Annotated in this window: 16 protein-coding genes; 11 read left to right on the top strand and 5 right to left on the bottom strand. The window is 35.9% G+C overall.

Translation table 11 applies throughout. The features are described from left to right. Positions 1-191 precede the first annotated feature (191 nt). A complete protein-coding gene (locus PZ898_RS08745; protein ID WP_277695318.1) occupies positions 192-1,526 on the bottom strand; it encodes a peptide-N-glycosidase F-related protein in 1,335 nt (444 codons plus the stop codon). Between the two features lie 235 nt (positions 1,527-1,761). Here PZ898_RS08745 and PZ898_RS08740 point away from each other — a divergent pair, with 235 nt between their 5' ends. From PZ898_RS08740 to PZ898_RS08690, 11 genes are all read left to right on the top strand, one after another. Continuing rightward, a complete protein-coding gene (locus PZ898_RS08740) occupies positions 1,762-3,069 on the top strand; it encodes a hypothetical protein (protein ID WP_277695317.1) in 1,308 nt (435 codons plus the stop codon). 272 nt (positions 3,070-3,341) lie between these two features. After that, positions 3,342-4,346, top strand: a complete 1,005-nt coding sequence (locus PZ898_RS08735) for a MoxR family ATPase (RefSeq protein ID WP_034695238.1) — start codon at positions 3,342-3,344, stop codon at positions 4,344-4,346. Further along, positions 4,346-4,804 carry a GNAT family N-acetyltransferase gene (locus PZ898_RS08730; protein ID WP_062674402.1) on the top strand — a complete coding sequence of 153 codons (459 nt, stop codon included), beginning with the start codon at positions 4,346-4,348 and terminating at the stop codon, positions 4,802-4,804. Before PZ898_RS08735 ends, PZ898_RS08730 begins: the two co-directional genes overlap by 1 nt. 67 nt (positions 4,805-4,871) lie before the next feature. Next, positions 4,872-5,735 (top strand): DUF58 domain-containing protein, encoded by an 864-nt coding sequence (locus PZ898_RS08725; protein ID WP_062674404.1) that lies wholly within the window; start codon positions 4,872-4,874, stop codon positions 5,733-5,735. Between the two features lie 58 nt (positions 5,736-5,793). Further along, on the top strand, positions 5,794-6,690 hold the full coding sequence (locus PZ898_RS08720) for a BatD family protein (RefSeq protein WP_120231936.1): 897 nt from the start codon (positions 5,794-5,796) through the stop codon (positions 6,688-6,690). Continuing rightward, a complete protein-coding gene (locus PZ898_RS08715) occupies positions 6,683-7,675 on the top strand; it encodes a VWA domain-containing protein (RefSeq protein ID WP_062674408.1) in 993 nt (330 codons plus the stop codon). Before PZ898_RS08720 ends, PZ898_RS08715 begins: the two co-directional genes overlap by 8 nt. Continuing rightward, positions 7,675-8,682, top strand: a complete 1,008-nt coding sequence (locus PZ898_RS08710) for a VWA domain-containing protein (protein WP_277695316.1) — start codon at positions 7,675-7,677, stop codon at positions 8,680-8,682. Before PZ898_RS08715 ends, PZ898_RS08710 begins: the two co-directional genes overlap by 1 nt. 99 nt (positions 8,683-8,781) lie before the next feature. Continuing rightward, positions 8,782-9,525: a tetratricopeptide repeat protein gene (locus tag PZ898_RS08705; protein ID WP_277695315.1), complete on the top strand. Its 744-nt coding sequence runs from the start codon at positions 8,782-8,784 to the stop codon at positions 9,523-9,525. Continuing rightward, positions 9,525-11,264 carry a BatD family protein gene (locus tag PZ898_RS08700; protein WP_277695314.1) on the top strand — a complete coding sequence of 580 codons (1,740 nt, stop codon included), beginning with the start codon at positions 9,525-9,527 and terminating at the stop codon, positions 11,262-11,264. The genes PZ898_RS08705 and PZ898_RS08700 overlap by 1 nt, the downstream gene beginning before the upstream one ends. 44 nt (positions 11,265-11,308) lie before the next feature. Continuing rightward, a complete protein-coding gene (locus PZ898_RS08695; protein ID WP_062674416.1) occupies positions 11,309-11,911 on the top strand; it encodes a MarC family protein in 603 nt (200 codons plus the stop codon). Positions 11,912-11,916: 5 nt separating this feature from the next. Beyond that, positions 11,917-12,117 carry a hypothetical protein gene (locus PZ898_RS08690; protein ID WP_047378522.1) on the top strand — a complete coding sequence of 67 codons (201 nt, stop codon included), beginning with the start codon at positions 11,917-11,919 and terminating at the stop codon, positions 12,115-12,117. Positions 12,118-12,421: 304 nt separating this feature from the next. Here PZ898_RS08690 and PZ898_RS08685 read toward each other — a convergent pair whose 3' ends face one another. The 4 genes from PZ898_RS08685 to PZ898_RS08670 form a co-directional block, all read right to left on the bottom strand. Then, on the bottom strand, positions 12,422-13,390 hold the full coding sequence (locus PZ898_RS08685) for a chorismate-binding protein (protein ID WP_277695313.1): 969 nt from the start codon (positions 13,388-13,390) through the stop codon (positions 12,422-12,424). A 159-nt stretch (positions 13,391-13,549) separates the two neighbouring features. Then, a complete protein-coding gene (locus tag PZ898_RS08680) occupies positions 13,550-13,978 on the bottom strand; it encodes a hotdog fold thioesterase (protein ID WP_002977570.1) in 429 nt (142 codons plus the stop codon). Positions 13,979-14,012: 34 nt separating this feature from the next. Then, complete coding sequence (locus tag PZ898_RS08675; protein ID WP_120231932.1) at positions 14,013-14,609, bottom strand: 1-acyl-sn-glycerol-3-phosphate acyltransferase; 597 nt, start codon at positions 14,607-14,609, stop codon at positions 14,013-14,015. A gap of 315 nt (positions 14,610-14,924) precedes the next feature. Continuing rightward, complete coding sequence (locus PZ898_RS08670; RefSeq protein WP_062674422.1) at positions 14,925-16,646, bottom strand: PspC domain-containing protein; 1,722 nt, start codon at positions 16,644-16,646, stop codon at positions 14,925-14,927. Positions 16,647-16,651 lie beyond the last annotated feature (5 nt).

Genomic DNA, 16,651 nt, shown 5'->3' with positions numbered 1-16,651 from the left:
ACTAGAGGATTAAAGTTAAAATTTTTTAACTATTTTGAAAAAGAGTGAAGTAAGGTTCATCTTTTGATTAGTTTTTATTGATATCAGAATGTTTTTTACAGTTAATTTTACATGATGATCAATAGAAAAACCCTCTTGAGTGGAGTTTCAGAGAGGGTTTTGTTATTTTGTTTTTAAAAGATGTGTTAAAGTTACTTTTTTATGATTTTGTGTTTAAAGGCAGTTCCGTCTTTTAAAACAATATGTAAAAAATAAACTCCTGTGCTGTATAAGGAAAGATCTATTCTGTTCTCTTTATAAGTTTCGGAAAGTTTTCTTCCTTCCATATTGAAAAGGCTTATTGAGCTGACCTCTACTTTTGATTTTACATTCACAAAGTCAGCAGTAGGGTTGGGGTAAATATTCACATCTACTGTTTTGATCTCTTTTACATTCAAAGCTGTATTGCTTTTTCCCTGCATATAAACGGATAGCATGACATATCCCTGCTGTTGGTTGAAAACTGCAGTTGGAATTGTGTGTTTCAAAGTATGATTACCTGCAGTTAAGTTGGGTAATGTAAATTCTCTGATGGGAACAGAATTTCCGGGACACCAGTTATTCCATGAAGTCCAGTCAGCAAAAGTTTTAGGAGTAGAACCATAGATTCCGTTTCCTTGAGTATTGTATACACGGTACGGTTCACATGAAATACCTCCGGGAGTATAGGTGAGTACTTGTACGTCATCTATATAGGTGTAATTTTGTCTTCTGATATATTCTTCACCACCACTGTTAGCGCCATGAGGAGTTGATATTACGAAGAAGCGGGCATTGGTAACAGGGTCTGGAAGATTAAAAGTGACAATTCTAACGGTTTCCCCGGTAACATCAGTGTTGTTATAGTTGTTAAGGGTGTTATAACTTAATATAGGTACAATGCTGTTGGTGTCTGTAGGGGTTGCTCCTGTATCTGTTGAGAAAAAGGTAAGAGTTCCTGAAAAAACATCAATTCTGTTTGCACAGCCTGAAACCTGCGTTTGTGCTGCATAGGGAACCCCGAAAACATCCAGTTCCATATAGAGATCATACATGCTGCGCAATGTTGTGTCATGGAATATGCTGTATAAATTGCTGACATCATAAGTGTAAGGAACTTCAGAAGGAGTCCTGTTTTTATTCATGAAAGGAGTAATATATCTGCCTATTTCAATTCTTTTGACATTAGTGTCATTGATTGTATAAGTAGTTTGATTTTTAGGAACCATTGCTAAGAAGACTTCTCCAAGACGGTCATAATTGTCACATAAAGGAGCAATGGTTACACGCATAGCAATTTTAGCTTTAAAAGCATCTAGTTCTACATCAGTAAGTTTTCTGGTATACCTGGCATTCGTCAGTCTTGTCAAACCGGCAGGTACAGGGTTGGATACCATAGTAGCATAGCCATCGTAGTATACTGCATCTGAAATTATATTGGTCATTGTCGTTTGGGCGAAAACGAGATGGGTAATCAAAAAACTGGAAAAGAATAGCTTTTTATACATGTTATTGATGTTTAGTGTAAATATATGAAATATGTATTGAAATTACTTTTAATTTATTTTATTTTTATGTTTTGTTATTATTTTGTTATTGAATGTGTATTGTTTTTAATATTGGATGTGTTTTTGTTTAAATTTTTTTTTGCGTTGAATTATATAATGAAATATTTTTTTTATTGCTATAATCATAGTATTTATTATTAAATTAGCATGGTATACCAGATTAATGTTATTAATAATGAAAAGATTTTTACTTTTAGCTTTGTTTTTTGTAGTGGTGGTGATTAACGCCCAAATCAATATCAATATTGGGAGTCCAAATGTTGGTGTTGCTCCTGTAAGCAGTTTTTTTTCCTATTCTTATGTACAGCAGATATATCCTAAGCAGGAAATTAACGCCAATGCTGCAGGCAATATTACAGGGCTTACATTTTATGTGGATCCTTCCTCTACAATTACTGAATCTTCAAACTGGACGGTATATCTCGGACATACGTCAAAAACAGCCTTTGCTTCCGGTACAGACTGGATTCCTGCAGCACAGTTGACTCAGGTGTTCACAGGAGCCGTAAGCAAGAATAATAATAAAGTTGAAGTTGTTTTTACAACACCATTTACTTATAATAATGTTGATAACCTGGTTGTTGCAGCAAAAGAGAATTCTCCGAATATCGATATCAATAATTTTGATGAAGCTTTTCATGTTTATCCTCATATCCCTTACTCAACGCTGTATTATAAAGGAGATCGTGCAGTAGTGGATATTGCATCTCCTCCCGGAGGAATCAGGGCGGATTATAAATCGTCAGTTACCATTTCAGGCCTTATACCAAGTGCCGGACCGGCATGTCCTTTTGTCGTTTATCCGGTAAATAATAGTCAGAATATTTCTTTAACTCCCAATTTCAGCTGGCTTCCGGCTTCAGGGGCTACATCCTACAAAGTTTCGTTAGGAACGAGTTCAGGAAGCTCTGATATTATTAATCAGCAAACAGTTTTAGGAAGTAGCTTTACCCCTTCCACAGCGCTTACAGCCGGAACAACTTATTATTTAAAAGTAATATCAGTGTCGGGGAGTACAGAATCCTCAGGATGTTCTGAACTTGTTTTTAAGACTGTTCCTCCAATACCTGTAAACGATGCATGTACTGGAGCATTGCAGGCATTGGTATTTCCTTATTCTTATACTCAGAATGATGCTGTATCGACCACTAATAATGCCGGAAATATAAGCGTATGTACAAGTAATGGAGACACAGGAATGAACGATGGGACATGGTTTAAACTGACTGGTGATGGCAGTCAGTATACTATTAAAGTGACTATGCCTTCAGGCAGCAGCTATGATCCGCAGATAGGTGTATATAGTGGCAGCTGTAGTAATTTGTCATGTACAGGAACTGTAGACAATGGTGGCGGAGGTGCTGCGGAAACTCTTACGATTACCACAGTATCAGGAACAGAATATTTTGTAAATGTCGGAGCGTATGAAGATACTACTGATGCTCCTGAAAATATATTCACCATTACAATAAACAAGCTTTAAAATTAAATAATCAAGTTTCTGATTAAAAATACAAATGTTGCAAAAGTGATTTTGTGACATTTTTTTATGGATAATGAGAAGAAAAAACGGGATGGTTTTATGAAGGGAATTTGAATTTCTGGATTTATTTATAGATAAGAAATTCAACATTATAGCATTAAATATCTCGTCAATGCCGGAATTTTTAACAAACTTTAACTCAAAAATGGCATTTATTATGTTGATTAATGCAAGTATTTATCAGAAATTTACCACTTATTTTAAATCAAGCTATGTCAGAGATATATCAAGCTGAAGATATCCGCCAATTGACGGAAAAAGTAAAAGAAAAAAACTACTTATTTTCTCTTCTGAGACAGGAAATCAACAAAGTTATTATTGGACAGGAATACATGGTAGACCGTCTTTTGGTAGGGCTTTTGGGAAATGGACACGTTCTTCTTGAAGGAGTTCCCGGTCTGGCTAAAACCTTAGCGATAAAAACACTGGCTGATGCTGTTCATGGAGATTTCTCAAGGATTCAGTTTACTCCGGATTTACTTCCTGCAGATGTAGTGGGAACCATGATTTATAATATCAAAGACAATGATTTCTCTATAAAAAAAGGACCTGTATTTGCGAACTTTGTTTTGGCAGATGAGATCAACCGTGCGCCGGCAAAAGTACAGTCAGCGCTTCTGGAGGTCATGCAGGAAAAACAGGTGACGATTGGTGACGAAACCATGAAGCTTCCAAAACCGTTCCTGGTACTGGCGACACAAAACCCTATTGACCAGGAAGGAACTTACCTGCTTCCTGAAGCACAAAGCGACCGTTTTATGCTGAAGTGTACCATAGATTATCCTGCTTTTGAAGATGAAAGACAGGTGATGAGAATGGTTTCAACCTCACACCAGCCAACGGTGAAGCCTGTAATCTCCCTTCAGGATATTGTAGATGCAAAAGAACTGATCAACCAGATCTATCTCGACGAGAAAATTGAAAAATATATCCTGGATATGGTGTTTGCAACACGTTATCCGGAAAATTATGGGCTTTCTGAACTTAAAAATTATATCAGTTTCGGAGCTTCTCCAAGAGCATCCATTAATCTTGCTATCGCCTCAAGAGCCTACGCTTTCTTAAAAGGAAGAGCATTTGTCATTCCGGAAGATGTAAAAGCATTGGCAAAAGATGTATTGAGACACAGAATGGGATTGACCTTTGAAGCAGAAGCAGAAGAAATCACAACTGAGGAAATTATCAATAGAATTTTAGCAAAAATCCAGGCACCATAATGAGTGATGTAGTTGTAAGAAAAGCTGTTCTGGAAGACTGTTCTTCCATGCTTGATTTAATTAAAGAACTAGCGGAATATGAAAAAGCACTGCATGAAGTAACAGTGACTTTGGATGATTTTATTCAGGATGGTTTCGGAACTTCTCCTGTATGGGGAGCTTTCGTGGCAGAATATGAAGGAGAAATAGTTGGAATATCCCTGTATTATGACAGGTATTCAACCTGGAAAGGAAGAAGGCTGTATCTTGAAGATCTTGTAGTAACTGAAAAGCTAAGAGGAAAGCAGATTGGAAAAAAATTATTTGATGCAACACTGGAATATGGTCAAACCAATAATTACAGTGGAATGGTATTTCAGGTATTGAACTGGAATGAACCAGCCATCAATTTTTATAAAAAGTATAATACAAAGTTTGACAATGAGTGGTCGAACGTATCCATTGAGTTTATAGACTAACCCAAAACCCGGATCCCGACATCAACATTAAACTTTGAATGTTAAACCTTGAATTTTGAATTCGTCTATGCAGATAAAAGATATTGTAAAAAAAGTAAAGCAGATTGAAATCCGTACCAGAAAAAAGACGGAGGCTGCTTTAATGGGGCAATATCACAGCGCCTTTAAAGGGCAGGGGATGACTTTCTCGGAAGTTCGACCGTATCAGTTTGGAGATGAAATCAGAAGAATCGACTGGAATAAAACCGCACGTTTCCGTGAGCCATTTGTAAAAGTAATGGAAGAAGAAAGGGAATTGACAATGATGATTCTCGTAGACATTTCCGCTTCTATGGATTATGGAACAAAGGTTCAACTGAAAAGAGAATATGTAGCCGAAATTGCAGCCAGCTTAGGATTTTCAGCCGCTGGCAATAATGATAAAGTAGGCTTGATTTTGTTTGCAGATAAAGTATATAAAGTCATTCCTCCTCAAAAAGGAAGAAAACACATTCTTTCCATTATCAGTAATATTCTCACTGCAGATTATGTTCCGGCAGAATCTAAAATAGATAAGGCAATGGAATATATGATGGGGATTTTCAAAAGGAAATCTCTGGTGTTTTTGTTTTCAGATTTTGAAGATGCCTATGATTCCAAAATGCTGAGAGTGGCCTCAAAGAAACATCAGTTGCTGGGAATGAGGATTTATGATGAAAAAGATAATGAGATTCCTGATGTAGGCTACGCCCGTTTACTTGATGTGGAAACCGGAAAAGAAATATGGGCCAATACTTCCAGTGCAAGATGGCGATATACCTTTGCGGAAGCTCAAAAACAAAAACTGAGAGCTCTGGAAGAAGATTTTGCCAACAGCTCTGCCAGTCTTATGAATATTAGTACCGGCTCAGATTATTCAAAATTATTGTATAATTACTTTCAGAAAAAATAACATCGGGCTTAGCTCGTAAATAAAAAACAGAAGGCATTTTGCCTTTATTATTTTAACATTGAGAAAAATACTTTTAATATTATCTTTTCTGATCTGTGCAAATGCTTTTTCACAGATATTATCCTCTAACGTAGAAAAGAAAACCCTTGCTCTGGGAGAAATCAATCATCTTACCATAAAGATTGACAATCTTAATGAGCAACAGGTTACTTCAGCAGCTAAGAATGAGCTGTTGCCTTTTCATTTTGAAGAAACCAAAGACAGTATCGGGCAAACGGCTAACACCTATGAAAGAAAGATCGAATTTGCTGTTTTTGAAGAAGGAAAATTTACCATTCCTGAACTGGAATTCAAAGTAGGAGATAAAATACTTAAAACAATCCCTTACGAAATAGATGTCATTAATACGGCTCAAAAAGCAGATCAGATCAATGACATCATGAATAATAAGCAGGTGAAACTTGAACCCAAAGATTATTGGGAGCTTTATAAGTTTTATATTCTTGCAGCATTGGCTGGTATTGCACTGGTTATTGCCATTATTATGTTTGTAAAATGGGGAAGAAAATCAAAGAGCTCTCCTGTAGTGGCTACTAATCAGACCTTAAAAGAGCTTGATTCTCTTAAAAAGAAAAAATATATTGAAGGAGGAAACTTCCGTTCGTTTTATGTGGAACTGATTGATATTTCCAGAACCTTCATTACAAAACAATATCGCCTTCCGGCAGATGTACTTCTTACTGATGATCTTATAGATGTCATGAAAAAAAATAATACAATCTCGCAGGACAACGAAAAAATAATAGAAGATGTTTTCCTTAGGGGAGACCTGGTGAAATTTGCCAAAACCTTCCCGGACCAGGAAACAATGGAAAGAGATTTTGTCAATATCAGAGATTTTGTGAAAAGATCATCCAAAGATTTAGAATTCGAAAACTTAAGAAAGGATGTTTAATTTTGAGTTTTACAGCCCATGGTTTTTGCTGCTTTTTCTGCTGTTTATTCCACTTTTAATTAAAGATATTGGAAGAAGTAAAAGAAAAGGTATAAAAGTTCCTACCATAAAGAATATGGATCACAGCGGGAGTATCCAGGGTGTACTTTTTTTGCTGAAAATATCAAAATATATCATTCTTTCTGCGTTGATTATTGCGATGGCAAGGCCGAGAACGTTTACCATTTCTCAGGACAGAGATGATACAAAGGGAGTGGATATTATGTTATCTATTGATGTTTCTCTAAGTATGCTGGCGAAGGATTTAACCCCGGACCGAATTACTGCCCTAAAAGATATTGCCGTAAAATTTGTTCAGAAGCGTCCGAATGACAGGATAGGGGTGGTAGCATATGCTGCAGAAGCTTTTACTAAAGTTCCGGTAACCTCAGATCATCAGGTGGTTATTGATGAAATTAAAAATCTGAATTCTGCAGGTCTTGAACCTGGAACAGCCATTGGGGAAGGCCTTTCTGTAGCAGTGAATCATTTGATTAAAAGCAAGGCCAAAAGTAAAGTGGTCATCCTGATGACGGATGGAGTAAGCAATATTCAGAATGCGATTCCTCCACAGCTTGCCGCTGAACTGGCAAAGAATAATAATATAAAAGTATATTCAATCGGAATCGGGACCAATGGTTATGCGCTGATGCCTACATCGCAGGACATTTTTGGAGAGCTTATCTTTACCGAAACAGAGGTTACCATTGATGAAAATACCTTGAGAGAAATAGCACAGACTACGGGAGGCAAATATTTCAGAGCTACCTCAAACAGTAGTCTGGAAGAAGTATACAATGAAATCAACCAACTGGAAAAATCTGATGTGAAGGTTTCCAAGCTGTACAATTATGAAGAATATTTCAAAATATTCCTTTGGATTGCACTGGCTATGTTGGTGTTGGATGCATTGTTAAGATGGGTGTTTTATAAAATTTTAAGCTGATGAGTTGGTCTTTAGGAAATTATTGGTATTTATTTTTACTGTTGCTTCTGCCGCTGTTAGCTACGTTTTTGATCCGTTTTCTACAATGGAGAAATAAAAAGAGAGAAATTTTTGCTGCGAGCCAGTTTCATGAGATTTTATTTGAAAAAAGATCAGGATTTACAAAGTTTTTTCCTGCATTATATTTATTGGGAACATTATTTCTGATATTCTCTATCATTGACCTTTTGAACGGTTCAGAAGAAGTGAAAAGTACCCAGAAGCTGAACAATGTAATCTTTATGCTGGATGTATCCAATTCTATGAATGCTGAGGATATAGAACCAAGCCGTCTGACGGAAGCCAAAAATCTGATGCTGGCTACCATGAAGAAAATGAATAATGATAAGGTAGGTATTGTGATTTTTGCAGGGAATGGAATGTCTATTATGCCTCTGACAACTGATTATAATTCTGCGGAAACTTATATCAGCGGTATTGAAACCAGTTCTATGCAGATTCAGGGAACGGATTTTCTGAAAGGAATGCAGGCTGCTGCTGAAAAATTTAAAAACGTAAGCAAAGGATCCAGAAAAGTGATTCTGCTGAGTGATGGTGAAGATAATGAAGGAAATGATAACGCTGCCATCAGATTAGCTAATAAAGAAGGAATAAGCATTACTTCCGTAGGAGTGGGTACAGATGAAGGTGCTCCGGTTCCGGAATATGTGTTCGGACAATTAATGGGATATAAAACCGATGCCAACGGTAGTACGGTGATTTCAAAAAGACAGACCGAAGCATTAAAGAAAATGGCTGAATCTACAGACGGAACTTATATTGATGGAAATAATATCAATGAAGCTCCGGACAGAATTGTAGATGCAGTTAATAAAAAATCTGCAGGTGCAGAGACAATGGTGAAATCGCAGAATGCCAATCATTATTATCAATATTTTCTTGCGGTATCTCTTCTGTTTTTCTTTTTAATTTATATTTTTAATCCTAAAAAAGATTTTAATGTGTAGAATTCCTTTATTTATAGAAGAAATTCTACAAGTACTTTAACCGAATTTTAACAAATAAAACTCTGTTTCTTAACATATAAAGGAATAATTTTGCAAGTGATGAATACTAAAATCATATTTTTATCGTTTATTGTTGCCATTTCATTCTCAGGCTTCGTGTTTGGGCAGGAAAGCTATAGGAATTTAGTATATGAAGGCAATCAGAAATTTGACGGTAAAGATTATGATGGAGCCTCCTCCAAATATATGGAAGCGATAAAATCCAATGATAAAGATTTTACCGCTCATTACAATATGGGGAATGCGTTGTATAAAAGTAAAAAATATGAAGAGGCAAAAGCAGAGTTTGAAAAAGCAGAAAAACTTTCACAAACTCTTCCCGATAAAATGGCTGCTCTTCATAATTTAGGGAATGCTTACATGCAGATGAATCAGCCTGAAAAAGCTGCTGAATATTATAAGAAAGCTTTGAAGCAGGATCCCCACAGCGAGGTAACTCGAAAAAATTATGAGATTGCCAAACTGAAAGAGAAAGAAAAACAACAGCAAAAAAACGAACAGAATAATTCAGGAAAAGGTGGCGGCGGAAATGATCAGAACAAAGGGGATGATCAGAAAGGCGACAAAGACAAAAAACAGGATCAGGGTAACGGCCCGCAAAACGAAGGCAAAAGTGACCAGGGTGACAATCCTAAGCAGAATCAAAATAATGAAGGCAGAATGCCCAAGAATCTTGAAAATGCGATCTTAGATAAAATAAACGAAAAAGAAAAAGAAACCGCCAGAAGAATTTTAAACAAAAATTCTTATTCGATGCCTGAAAGCAACGAGAAAGATTGGTGATGCAGCACAAATTGATTTACATATTGCTTACTCTTGCATCCGTAATTACTTACGGACAGGTAAATCTATCTATGGATGCAGATAAAACAGAGTATGCAGGTAAGGATATTATCAATCTGACCATTGTTCTTGAACTTAACGGAAGTGATCTTGTACAGCAGACAGGTTTTCAGCTTCCGGATCTTTCAAAATTTAATATCATAGGAAGTGGATCTGTAACCAATACCGTGATTGATCCTGCTACCAATACTTTAATTACCCAGAAAGTTTCCAGAATTGCCCTTGAGCCTAAGAAAAAAGGGAAAATAAAAATCGGTTCCGTTCTTGTTACCGTAAACAACAGAATCTATAAAACCGAACCTTTTGATGTCAATATCCGTGATATTGTCGACAGAAGATCATTGGCAGCGAATACCTCCAATGATGTTTATCTGAATATGGAAATTGATGATCGGGATGTCTATCAGGATCAGCCTACGGTAGCCGTTCTGAGAGTGTATTCAAGAAATATGGATAATCTGAGAAAGGTGAAAAATATTCATCTTCCGAAACAGGATAATATCAATGTACATCCTATCAATTTTGATAAGTCTGAGATAGATCCTTCAGGATACGGCAACATGCCTTCACAGGTTCTGGCTATGTTTATGGTTTTTCCGAATGAAGCAGGGTATGTGGAAGTTCCCGGAGTATCTGCTTCAGTAAGTACCTATTCAAATAAAACAAAAATTGTTTCCAATAAAGTTAAAATCAACGTAAGAAAGCTTCCTGAAGGAGCTCCTGAATGTTTTAAAAATGCTGTTGGGAACTTTAATGTCAACGTATATAATGCTTCCAAGGAAAAACCGGAAGCGCAAAAACCTCTGAATGTGGTAGTAAAAGTTTCAGGTGAAGGTAATTTACCGGATATGGAACTTCCTAAAATTGCCGCCTCTCCGGATTATGAAGTTTTTGCCCCGAAAATTACCTCTAAAGTAGCTCCTGGAACTTCAGGAATGAAAGGAGAGATCCTGGCTAATTATGTGATTATTCCTAAAAAATCGGGTGTCATTTCAATTAAAACAGAACAATTCGCTTTCTTTGATCCTGCGAGTAAAGAATATGTAGATCTTGGACAGAAAACACTGGATCTGAATGCATTTTCTCACGATCAGATTCTTGAGGCACGCTCTACTGTAGAAAAAGTAAACGACTACACCAATAATCTTCTGGAGACGGTAAATACTCCCGTATTAAAAACCACTTCATTCAAAGTAAAAGAAAAAAACAAATTCCACTGGAATATTCTTTTGACCAATATAGCTATTCTGATAAGCTTATTTGTTGGATATCTGTTATTTAAAAATTGGCAAAAAAAACGTACATTAGTTAGGGAAACTATACCGTCAAAACCTTTAGGTTCAGTGGCCGAAACAGAAAAAGAGATAAGAGAATTGATGAAAACTGATATCAATGATTATTTCGGATATCTGGAAAATCTTAAAGATAACGGAGAGTATGAAAAGTTCTTTGCAACTCTTGAAGAATTGGATGAAGAAGTAAGAGGACAGTATTTTCAGGCGTCTATCCCGGAGTTTAAGGATTTTCTTGAAAAGCACAAAGGTTCTTCGGTTGCAGAAGAATACAGTAAACTGCAGCAGAAAGTTCAGATGGAAAAATACAATCCTGTGAAATCTGCCGAAGCTCTTGAAGAACTTTTGAAAACTATTGTTAATTTATATTCACAAATTAGCAAATAATCAGTTTATTTTCATATTTTTGCGAAATTTTTAATTACAAAGAGATGGAAATTTTTGATGGTTTTTCTTTTAAAGAGATTGTTACCAGCTTTATGGTTCTTTTTGCCGTGATCGATATCATTGGCTCAGTTCCTATTATTGTAAGCCTTCAGCAGAAGTTCGGACAGATTGAAGCTGGAAAGGCAGCCATTACTGCCGGAGCTATTATGATTGTTTTCCTGTTCGTAGGAAATAAGATTCTTAAGCTTATCGGAGTGGATGTAAATTCTTTTGCTATTGCCGGAGCTTTTGTGATTTTTGTCATAGCGCTGGAAATGATTTTAGGAATTGAAATTAATAAAACCACTGAGGCAAAGGCTGCATCCATTGTACCCATCGCATTTCCATTGGTTGCCGGAGCTGGAACATTAACAACTGCACTATCTCTTAGAGCTGAATTTCATGATATTAATATTATCTGCGGAATTATTCTTAATACAATTTTCGTATATTTGGTGCTGAAATCAGCGAAATGGCTGGAGAAGAAAATTGGGGATGCTACTTTGATGATCCTTCAGAAAGTTTTCGGAATTATCCTTTTGGCAATTTCAATTAAATTATTCACCGCAAATTTTGCCCAGTTGGTGCAGAATTATATTAATTTTTAAGAGTCATGAAGAAGTTTTATAAAGTATTTTTAGTACTGTTCATTGTATTCATCACCATTAATCTTTATGCTATTAACTGGCAGGCGACAGATATCTTAGGAGATGAAGATAACGTTAGATTTGCATTCTCAGCTGGAGCTGCTGCAATAGGTCTTATCCTGCTTTTCGTAATGGATACATGGAGTAGAATCGGTTTAAAGAAATAAATTGAATATTTCAATATAGATATAGCCTCTTTCTTTTTGAAGGAGGTTTTTTAATGGGGTTATAGATTGCAGCTTTCAGATAAAAGGTAGCATGGGATTAGGTTTAGTATAAATATCCATATCTGCTTTTCCTATTCAATAGGGACGGGCTTTAGCCTGTTCAGGAAAAAGGATAAAGAGACCAATTGGTTTTAGCCTAAGCCTATATAAGGCAAAGTCCGCAGAAGGACGATAAATCGTTCTCAAAGACGTTTACTTAGCATAATACAGGTTTCTGTAGAATCTGTGGGCAAATCTAAAAATATTAGGAAACAATCAGGTTTTTCAATATCGCCTCAGACTTTAGTTCTGTTTCTCTCCATTCTTTTTCCGGATCACTTTGAGCTGTTATTCCGCCTCCTACAAAAACGTGTACGGAGTCTTTATAAAGTCTTGCACAACGCAGATTGACAAAATACAGGATACTCTCATCCGTTTCAACCTTGATATAACCTGCATAAAATTCACGGGGGAATTTTTCATATTTACGGATATTCTCATTGCAAAAATCTTTTGGAATACCACAGACTGCAGGAGTAGGGTGCAGATCCTGAATAATTTTATCAAGATCTTCAGGTTGTATACTGGTTTTAAAATCTGTTCGTAAATGTTTGATATTACCGGAAATATGGTCATAGGTTTCTGACTGATCTATATTGTCAGAATAATTTGTCAGAATATTCTGAATATAATTGGTAACCGGCTTTTGTTCTTCAATTTCTTTTTCGGACCACTCCTCAGATACCGGAAGAGTTCCGGCAAGGGCCATGGTTTCAAATTCGTGCGTAGTTTTATTAAACTTCCCTAATACTTCCGAGAAAGCTCCCATCCATGCATTTTTTCCATCATTAAAAAGATATCTGAAAGCATTGGGATATGATTTACATAAGTTTTTAAAACTCTCTGTATAATTGACTGTATGAAAATTTGTAAATATTTTCCTTCTTGAATAAACAAGTTTTGGCAAATTGTTTTCTTTGATGACTTTAATTACTTGCTGTAAAGTGTGGCAGTATTCTTCTTTGGTTTCAGCGTAATAATTTGTGGTATCATCATTCAAAACTTCATTGGTAATCAATTTTTGATCAACTTCATTGGGGGGTATTTCAGAAATATTTCCGCTGAAGCTAATCTGATCTAAGCCATTATAAGAAAAAAAGTTAACTGCATTTTTAGTGCTTTTTTCATCTGCAGACAATAATCTTTCGTCGAAGGGAAGTTTGAAATAAATCATGAGCTATGAAGGAATTTTGGAAACCAACAGCCGGAAATAATATAGGAAATTCCCAGCGTAACTTTTCTTTTTGCAAAGGTATTACTAGTCTAAAAGATGTCAAAATAAAAAGAGCTTAAATTTAGTTTAAGCTCCTTATTTTTTATGTTGCAGTAAGTATTACCTGTGAATAATATTATTCGTCATTGTGGTATGATTAATTAAAACTCCTTTTTCATCACGAATTTCAATTTCTGATACGTGCATGGTCTTACCTTTTCTGATAAAGCGTGCTGTAGCAGTTACAATACCATCTTTTTTGCTTCTTAAATGGTTAGAATTGATGTTGGTTCCTACTCCGTAATATTTTTCGCCATCGATAAAAATATTAGACAGGCTTGACCCTAAGGTTTCAGCTAAAACACAGCTTGCTCCTCCGTGCATGATTCCAAAGGGTTGGTGAGTTCTTGGCAGAACAGGCATGGTTGCAGTAAGGGTTTCATTTTCGAGATCAATATCAATGAATTTGATTTCAAGTGTTTTGGCAAGAGTTACATCTCCCCAGTTATTGATGAATGCTAATATTTCTTCTTTTGTCTGACCTTTCATTTTAATAATTGATAAATGGTAATTAATTTTGCTTCTAGCTTCTAGCTTCTGACTCAGTTCCCATAATATTAGGATTCCAGTTTTCCGGTACTTTAGGAACAATATCATTTTTTACATAATAGTCCTGAATTTCCTGCATGATTTCTGAAAAAGATACGGATGCTATTCTTTCATAAGGTATAGTGTAGCCCAGGTAAACAATTTTTCTTTTAAAATCACCTGCTGCCAGCACAATAGGAACTTTAGCTGCCAAAGCCATGTGATAGAATCCTTTTCTCCATTTCGGTACCCAGCTTCTGGTTCCTTCCGGAGTAATCACAAGACTGAAATCTTCTTTGGAAAACTGGTTGGCTACGAAATTTACAAGATCGTTTTTCTGGCTTCTGTCGATACCAATACCTCCAAGTCCTTTTACAATACTTCCATACCATGCTTTGGTGTGTGCATCTTTAATGATAATTTTTAAAGGTTTTTCCAAAGACCAATAGGCGAAATTTCCTAAAATGTACTCCATATTATGGGTATGTGGTGCTACCACTAGGATACACCTGTTCAGATTGTTGACATCGCCCTGAAGAACGACTTTCCAACCTAATACTTTTAACATTGCTTTGCCTAACAGCTTTTTCATAGATTTCTTGGATTAAAAACAAAAAAGTATAACCAAACTTTGGTTATACTTTACAAATATATTGAAATATTATTGCTCTTAAAACAAACCGCTAATTAAATCTACGATTTTCATTACGAATTCCATTGCAAATTGTATCATGATAAGGCTGTGTTTTTGATTGGTTGGTTATTAAATTTTAGCTTTACGAAATTAAAACTTTTTTTTCACATAAGAAACTAAATATGGTTTTATTTTTACTTTTCTGAGAGAAGAAGGGTGTGAATTTCAAACGGTTGCCATCCACCCACACCTTCTACCACTCTCTGAAGTTAATTATTTAGTTTGTATGGAAATTTCGTTTTTTCCGTCTTTGATTTTGATGTCCATATCTTTATTTGATTTTTTGATAGTAGACACTGCAGAATCAATAACTTTCTTTGCCTGGTTGTTAGGAACTTTTTTACCGTTTACAATGATGCTGTCTTTGTCATCAGAGTTGTATTCGATACTGGAACCGTTTACCGTTATTTTATTTTTTTCAATTCGGACATTGTTATGGTCTTCATCTCTGTCCTGGTCTTCGTCATTGATACCGTCTCCGTCTAAATCTCCGTCCATGTGGATACGATTTTTATTCATGGATAAAACAACTGCTTTTTGCGGAACCACAAGTTCGTAATCAAGGCTGTAATCTCTGAATCTGTGTTCGTACGGATATTTGATGTAGTTAGGAAGTAATACTTTGTTGTTTACAATTTCTACAGGAACCGTCATCTGGATTGGGAAGTTATATCCTTTTCCTTCTTTTTTAATGATCAGATAAGGTGTTTTAATATCTGGTTTTCTGGTTACATCTACAGAAATATAATCTTCTTCATACACTGTTCTTTTATCAGAATAAATATCATTGTTATACCCTTTGAAATTCTGAGGAATGTTGATCTGTTTTACGTCTACATACACTGTATCTGAAGTGGTGTTGATGGCAACATTTTCTACATCTTCCTTGCTTCCTCTATAGATCATGTCTTTTTTAGCCATACTGATTCCGAAGTAAGTTCCAAGTCCGATCAAAAGAAGGAATAAACCACCTACAACCCATCCGATATTTCTCAGTTTTGTTTTCGGAGAGAAAATCTTGATGCTCAATAAGCTGAAAAGGATTGCCGGGATTAAACTTCCGATCACCATCATCGCAGCCAGTACTTTATCAAGTCCCTGATCGTCCATGTAGAATCTGATTTCATTAGCTCCGGGGAAGTCTGTATCCATTGCGAAAAGGGCAAATAATACAAATACTCCGATAATGCTGCTTACAGCCATTAGTACAAAGAAACCTCCTACAATATACTTGAACACATTCCAAACTCCGCTGCTTGCATTGTTGATATAAGGTTTGTTTTCGTTGTAGATTTCTCCGACCCTCTGAGTAGATTCATTGGCAAATTGTACCAATTTATTAGACTCATTCTTAAGATTGTCGAAGTTCATAGGCTTTCCCTGCATTTTCAGGAAATCTGCTGCTGTTTCAGCTTTTGGAAGTACGATCCAAAGGATTACATATAAAAGACCTATTAAAGAAGAGGAAATGGCTGCTGTAAAAATTCCTAGTATGAAGATTCCCAGCCAGATTGCTCTCATGGTAGTAATATCCATTCCTACATATTGAGCTAAACCTGCACAAACCCCTGCTACTTTTTGTTTTTCCGGATCACGGAACAGTTGTTTTTTATCGGTATAATTGGATCCGGAATATTCTTTTCTGGCAGATGTTTTTTCAGAAAAATAAGCTTCTTCCTGTTCTTCGATTTTTTCAGGGCTTCCGATTTGTGCGATTACCTTTTCTACATCGGTATCGTTAATCACTTCACGTTTTCCTAAAGAATCTTTGAAAATCTCCACCATTCTTATTTCTATGTCATGCATTACTTCATCAGCCTCAGAAGCATCCAGAGAGCTTCTCAGTGCATTCAGGTAATCGCTGAGCTTTATATATGCGTGTTCTTCTATGGTAAAAGAAAAACCTGCGAGTCCTATTGAGAGTGTCTTGTTCATAGCTT

This window comes from Chryseobacterium sp. WX, assembly GCF_029542485.1.
Taxonomy (GTDB): domain Bacteria; phylum Bacteroidota; class Bacteroidia; order Flavobacteriales; family Weeksellaceae; genus Chryseobacterium; species Chryseobacterium cucumeris.
The sequence above is the reverse complement of the archived record's forward strand: the minus strand, read 5'-3'. Positions and strand labels throughout refer to the sequence as shown.

Bases quoted from the DNA above. Each gene is read 5' to 3' on its own strand.
- PZ898_RS08680 (WP_002977570.1), bottom strand. From the start codon at position 13,978: ATGAAAGGTCAGACAAAAGAAGAAATATTAGCATTCATCAATAACTGG.
- PZ898_RS08710 (WP_277695316.1), top strand. From the start codon at position 7,675: ATGAGTTGGTCTTTAGGAAATTATTGGTATTTATTTTTACTGTTGCTT.
- PZ898_RS08715 (WP_062674408.1), top strand. From the start codon at position 6,683: ATGTTTAATTTTGAGTTTTACAGCCCATGGTTTTTGCTGCTTTTTCTG.
- PZ898_RS08670 (WP_062674422.1), bottom strand. From the start codon at position 16,646: ATGAACAAGACACTCTCAATAGGACTCGCAGGTTTTTCTTTTACCATA.
- PZ898_RS08690 (WP_047378522.1), top strand. From the start codon at position 11,917: ATGAAGAAGTTTTATAAAGTATTTTTAGTACTGTTCATTGTATTCATC.
- PZ898_RS08725 (WP_062674404.1), top strand. From the start codon at position 4,872: ATGCAGATAAAAGATATTGTAAAAAAAGTAAAGCAGATTGAAATCCGT.
- PZ898_RS08695 (WP_062674416.1), top strand. From the start codon at position 11,309: ATGGAAATTTTTGATGGTTTTTCTTTTAAAGAGATTGTTACCAGCTTT.
- PZ898_RS08730 (WP_062674402.1), top strand. From the start codon at position 4,346: ATGAGTGATGTAGTTGTAAGAAAAGCTGTTCTGGAAGACTGTTCTTCC.
- PZ898_RS08700 (WP_277695314.1), top strand. From the start codon at position 9,525: ATGCAGCACAAATTGATTTACATATTGCTTACTCTTGCATCCGTAATT.
- PZ898_RS08740 (WP_277695317.1), top strand. From the start codon at position 1,762: ATGAAAAGATTTTTACTTTTAGCTTTGTTTTTTGTAGTGGTGGTGATT.
- PZ898_RS08675 (WP_120231932.1), bottom strand. From the start codon at position 14,609: ATGAAAAAGCTGTTAGGCAAAGCAATGTTAAAAGTATTAGGTTGGAAA.
- PZ898_RS08735 (WP_034695238.1), top strand. From the start codon at position 3,342: ATGTCAGAGATATATCAAGCTGAAGATATCCGCCAATTGACGGAAAAA.
- PZ898_RS08705 (WP_277695315.1), top strand. From the start codon at position 8,782: ATGAATACTAAAATCATATTTTTATCGTTTATTGTTGCCATTTCATTC.
- PZ898_RS08745 (WP_277695318.1), bottom strand. From the start codon at position 1,526: ATGTATAAAAAGCTATTCTTTTCCAGTTTTTTGATTACCCATCTCGTT.
- PZ898_RS08685 (WP_277695313.1), bottom strand. From the start codon at position 13,390: ATGATTTATTTCAAACTTCCCTTCGACGAAAGATTATTGTCTGCAGAT.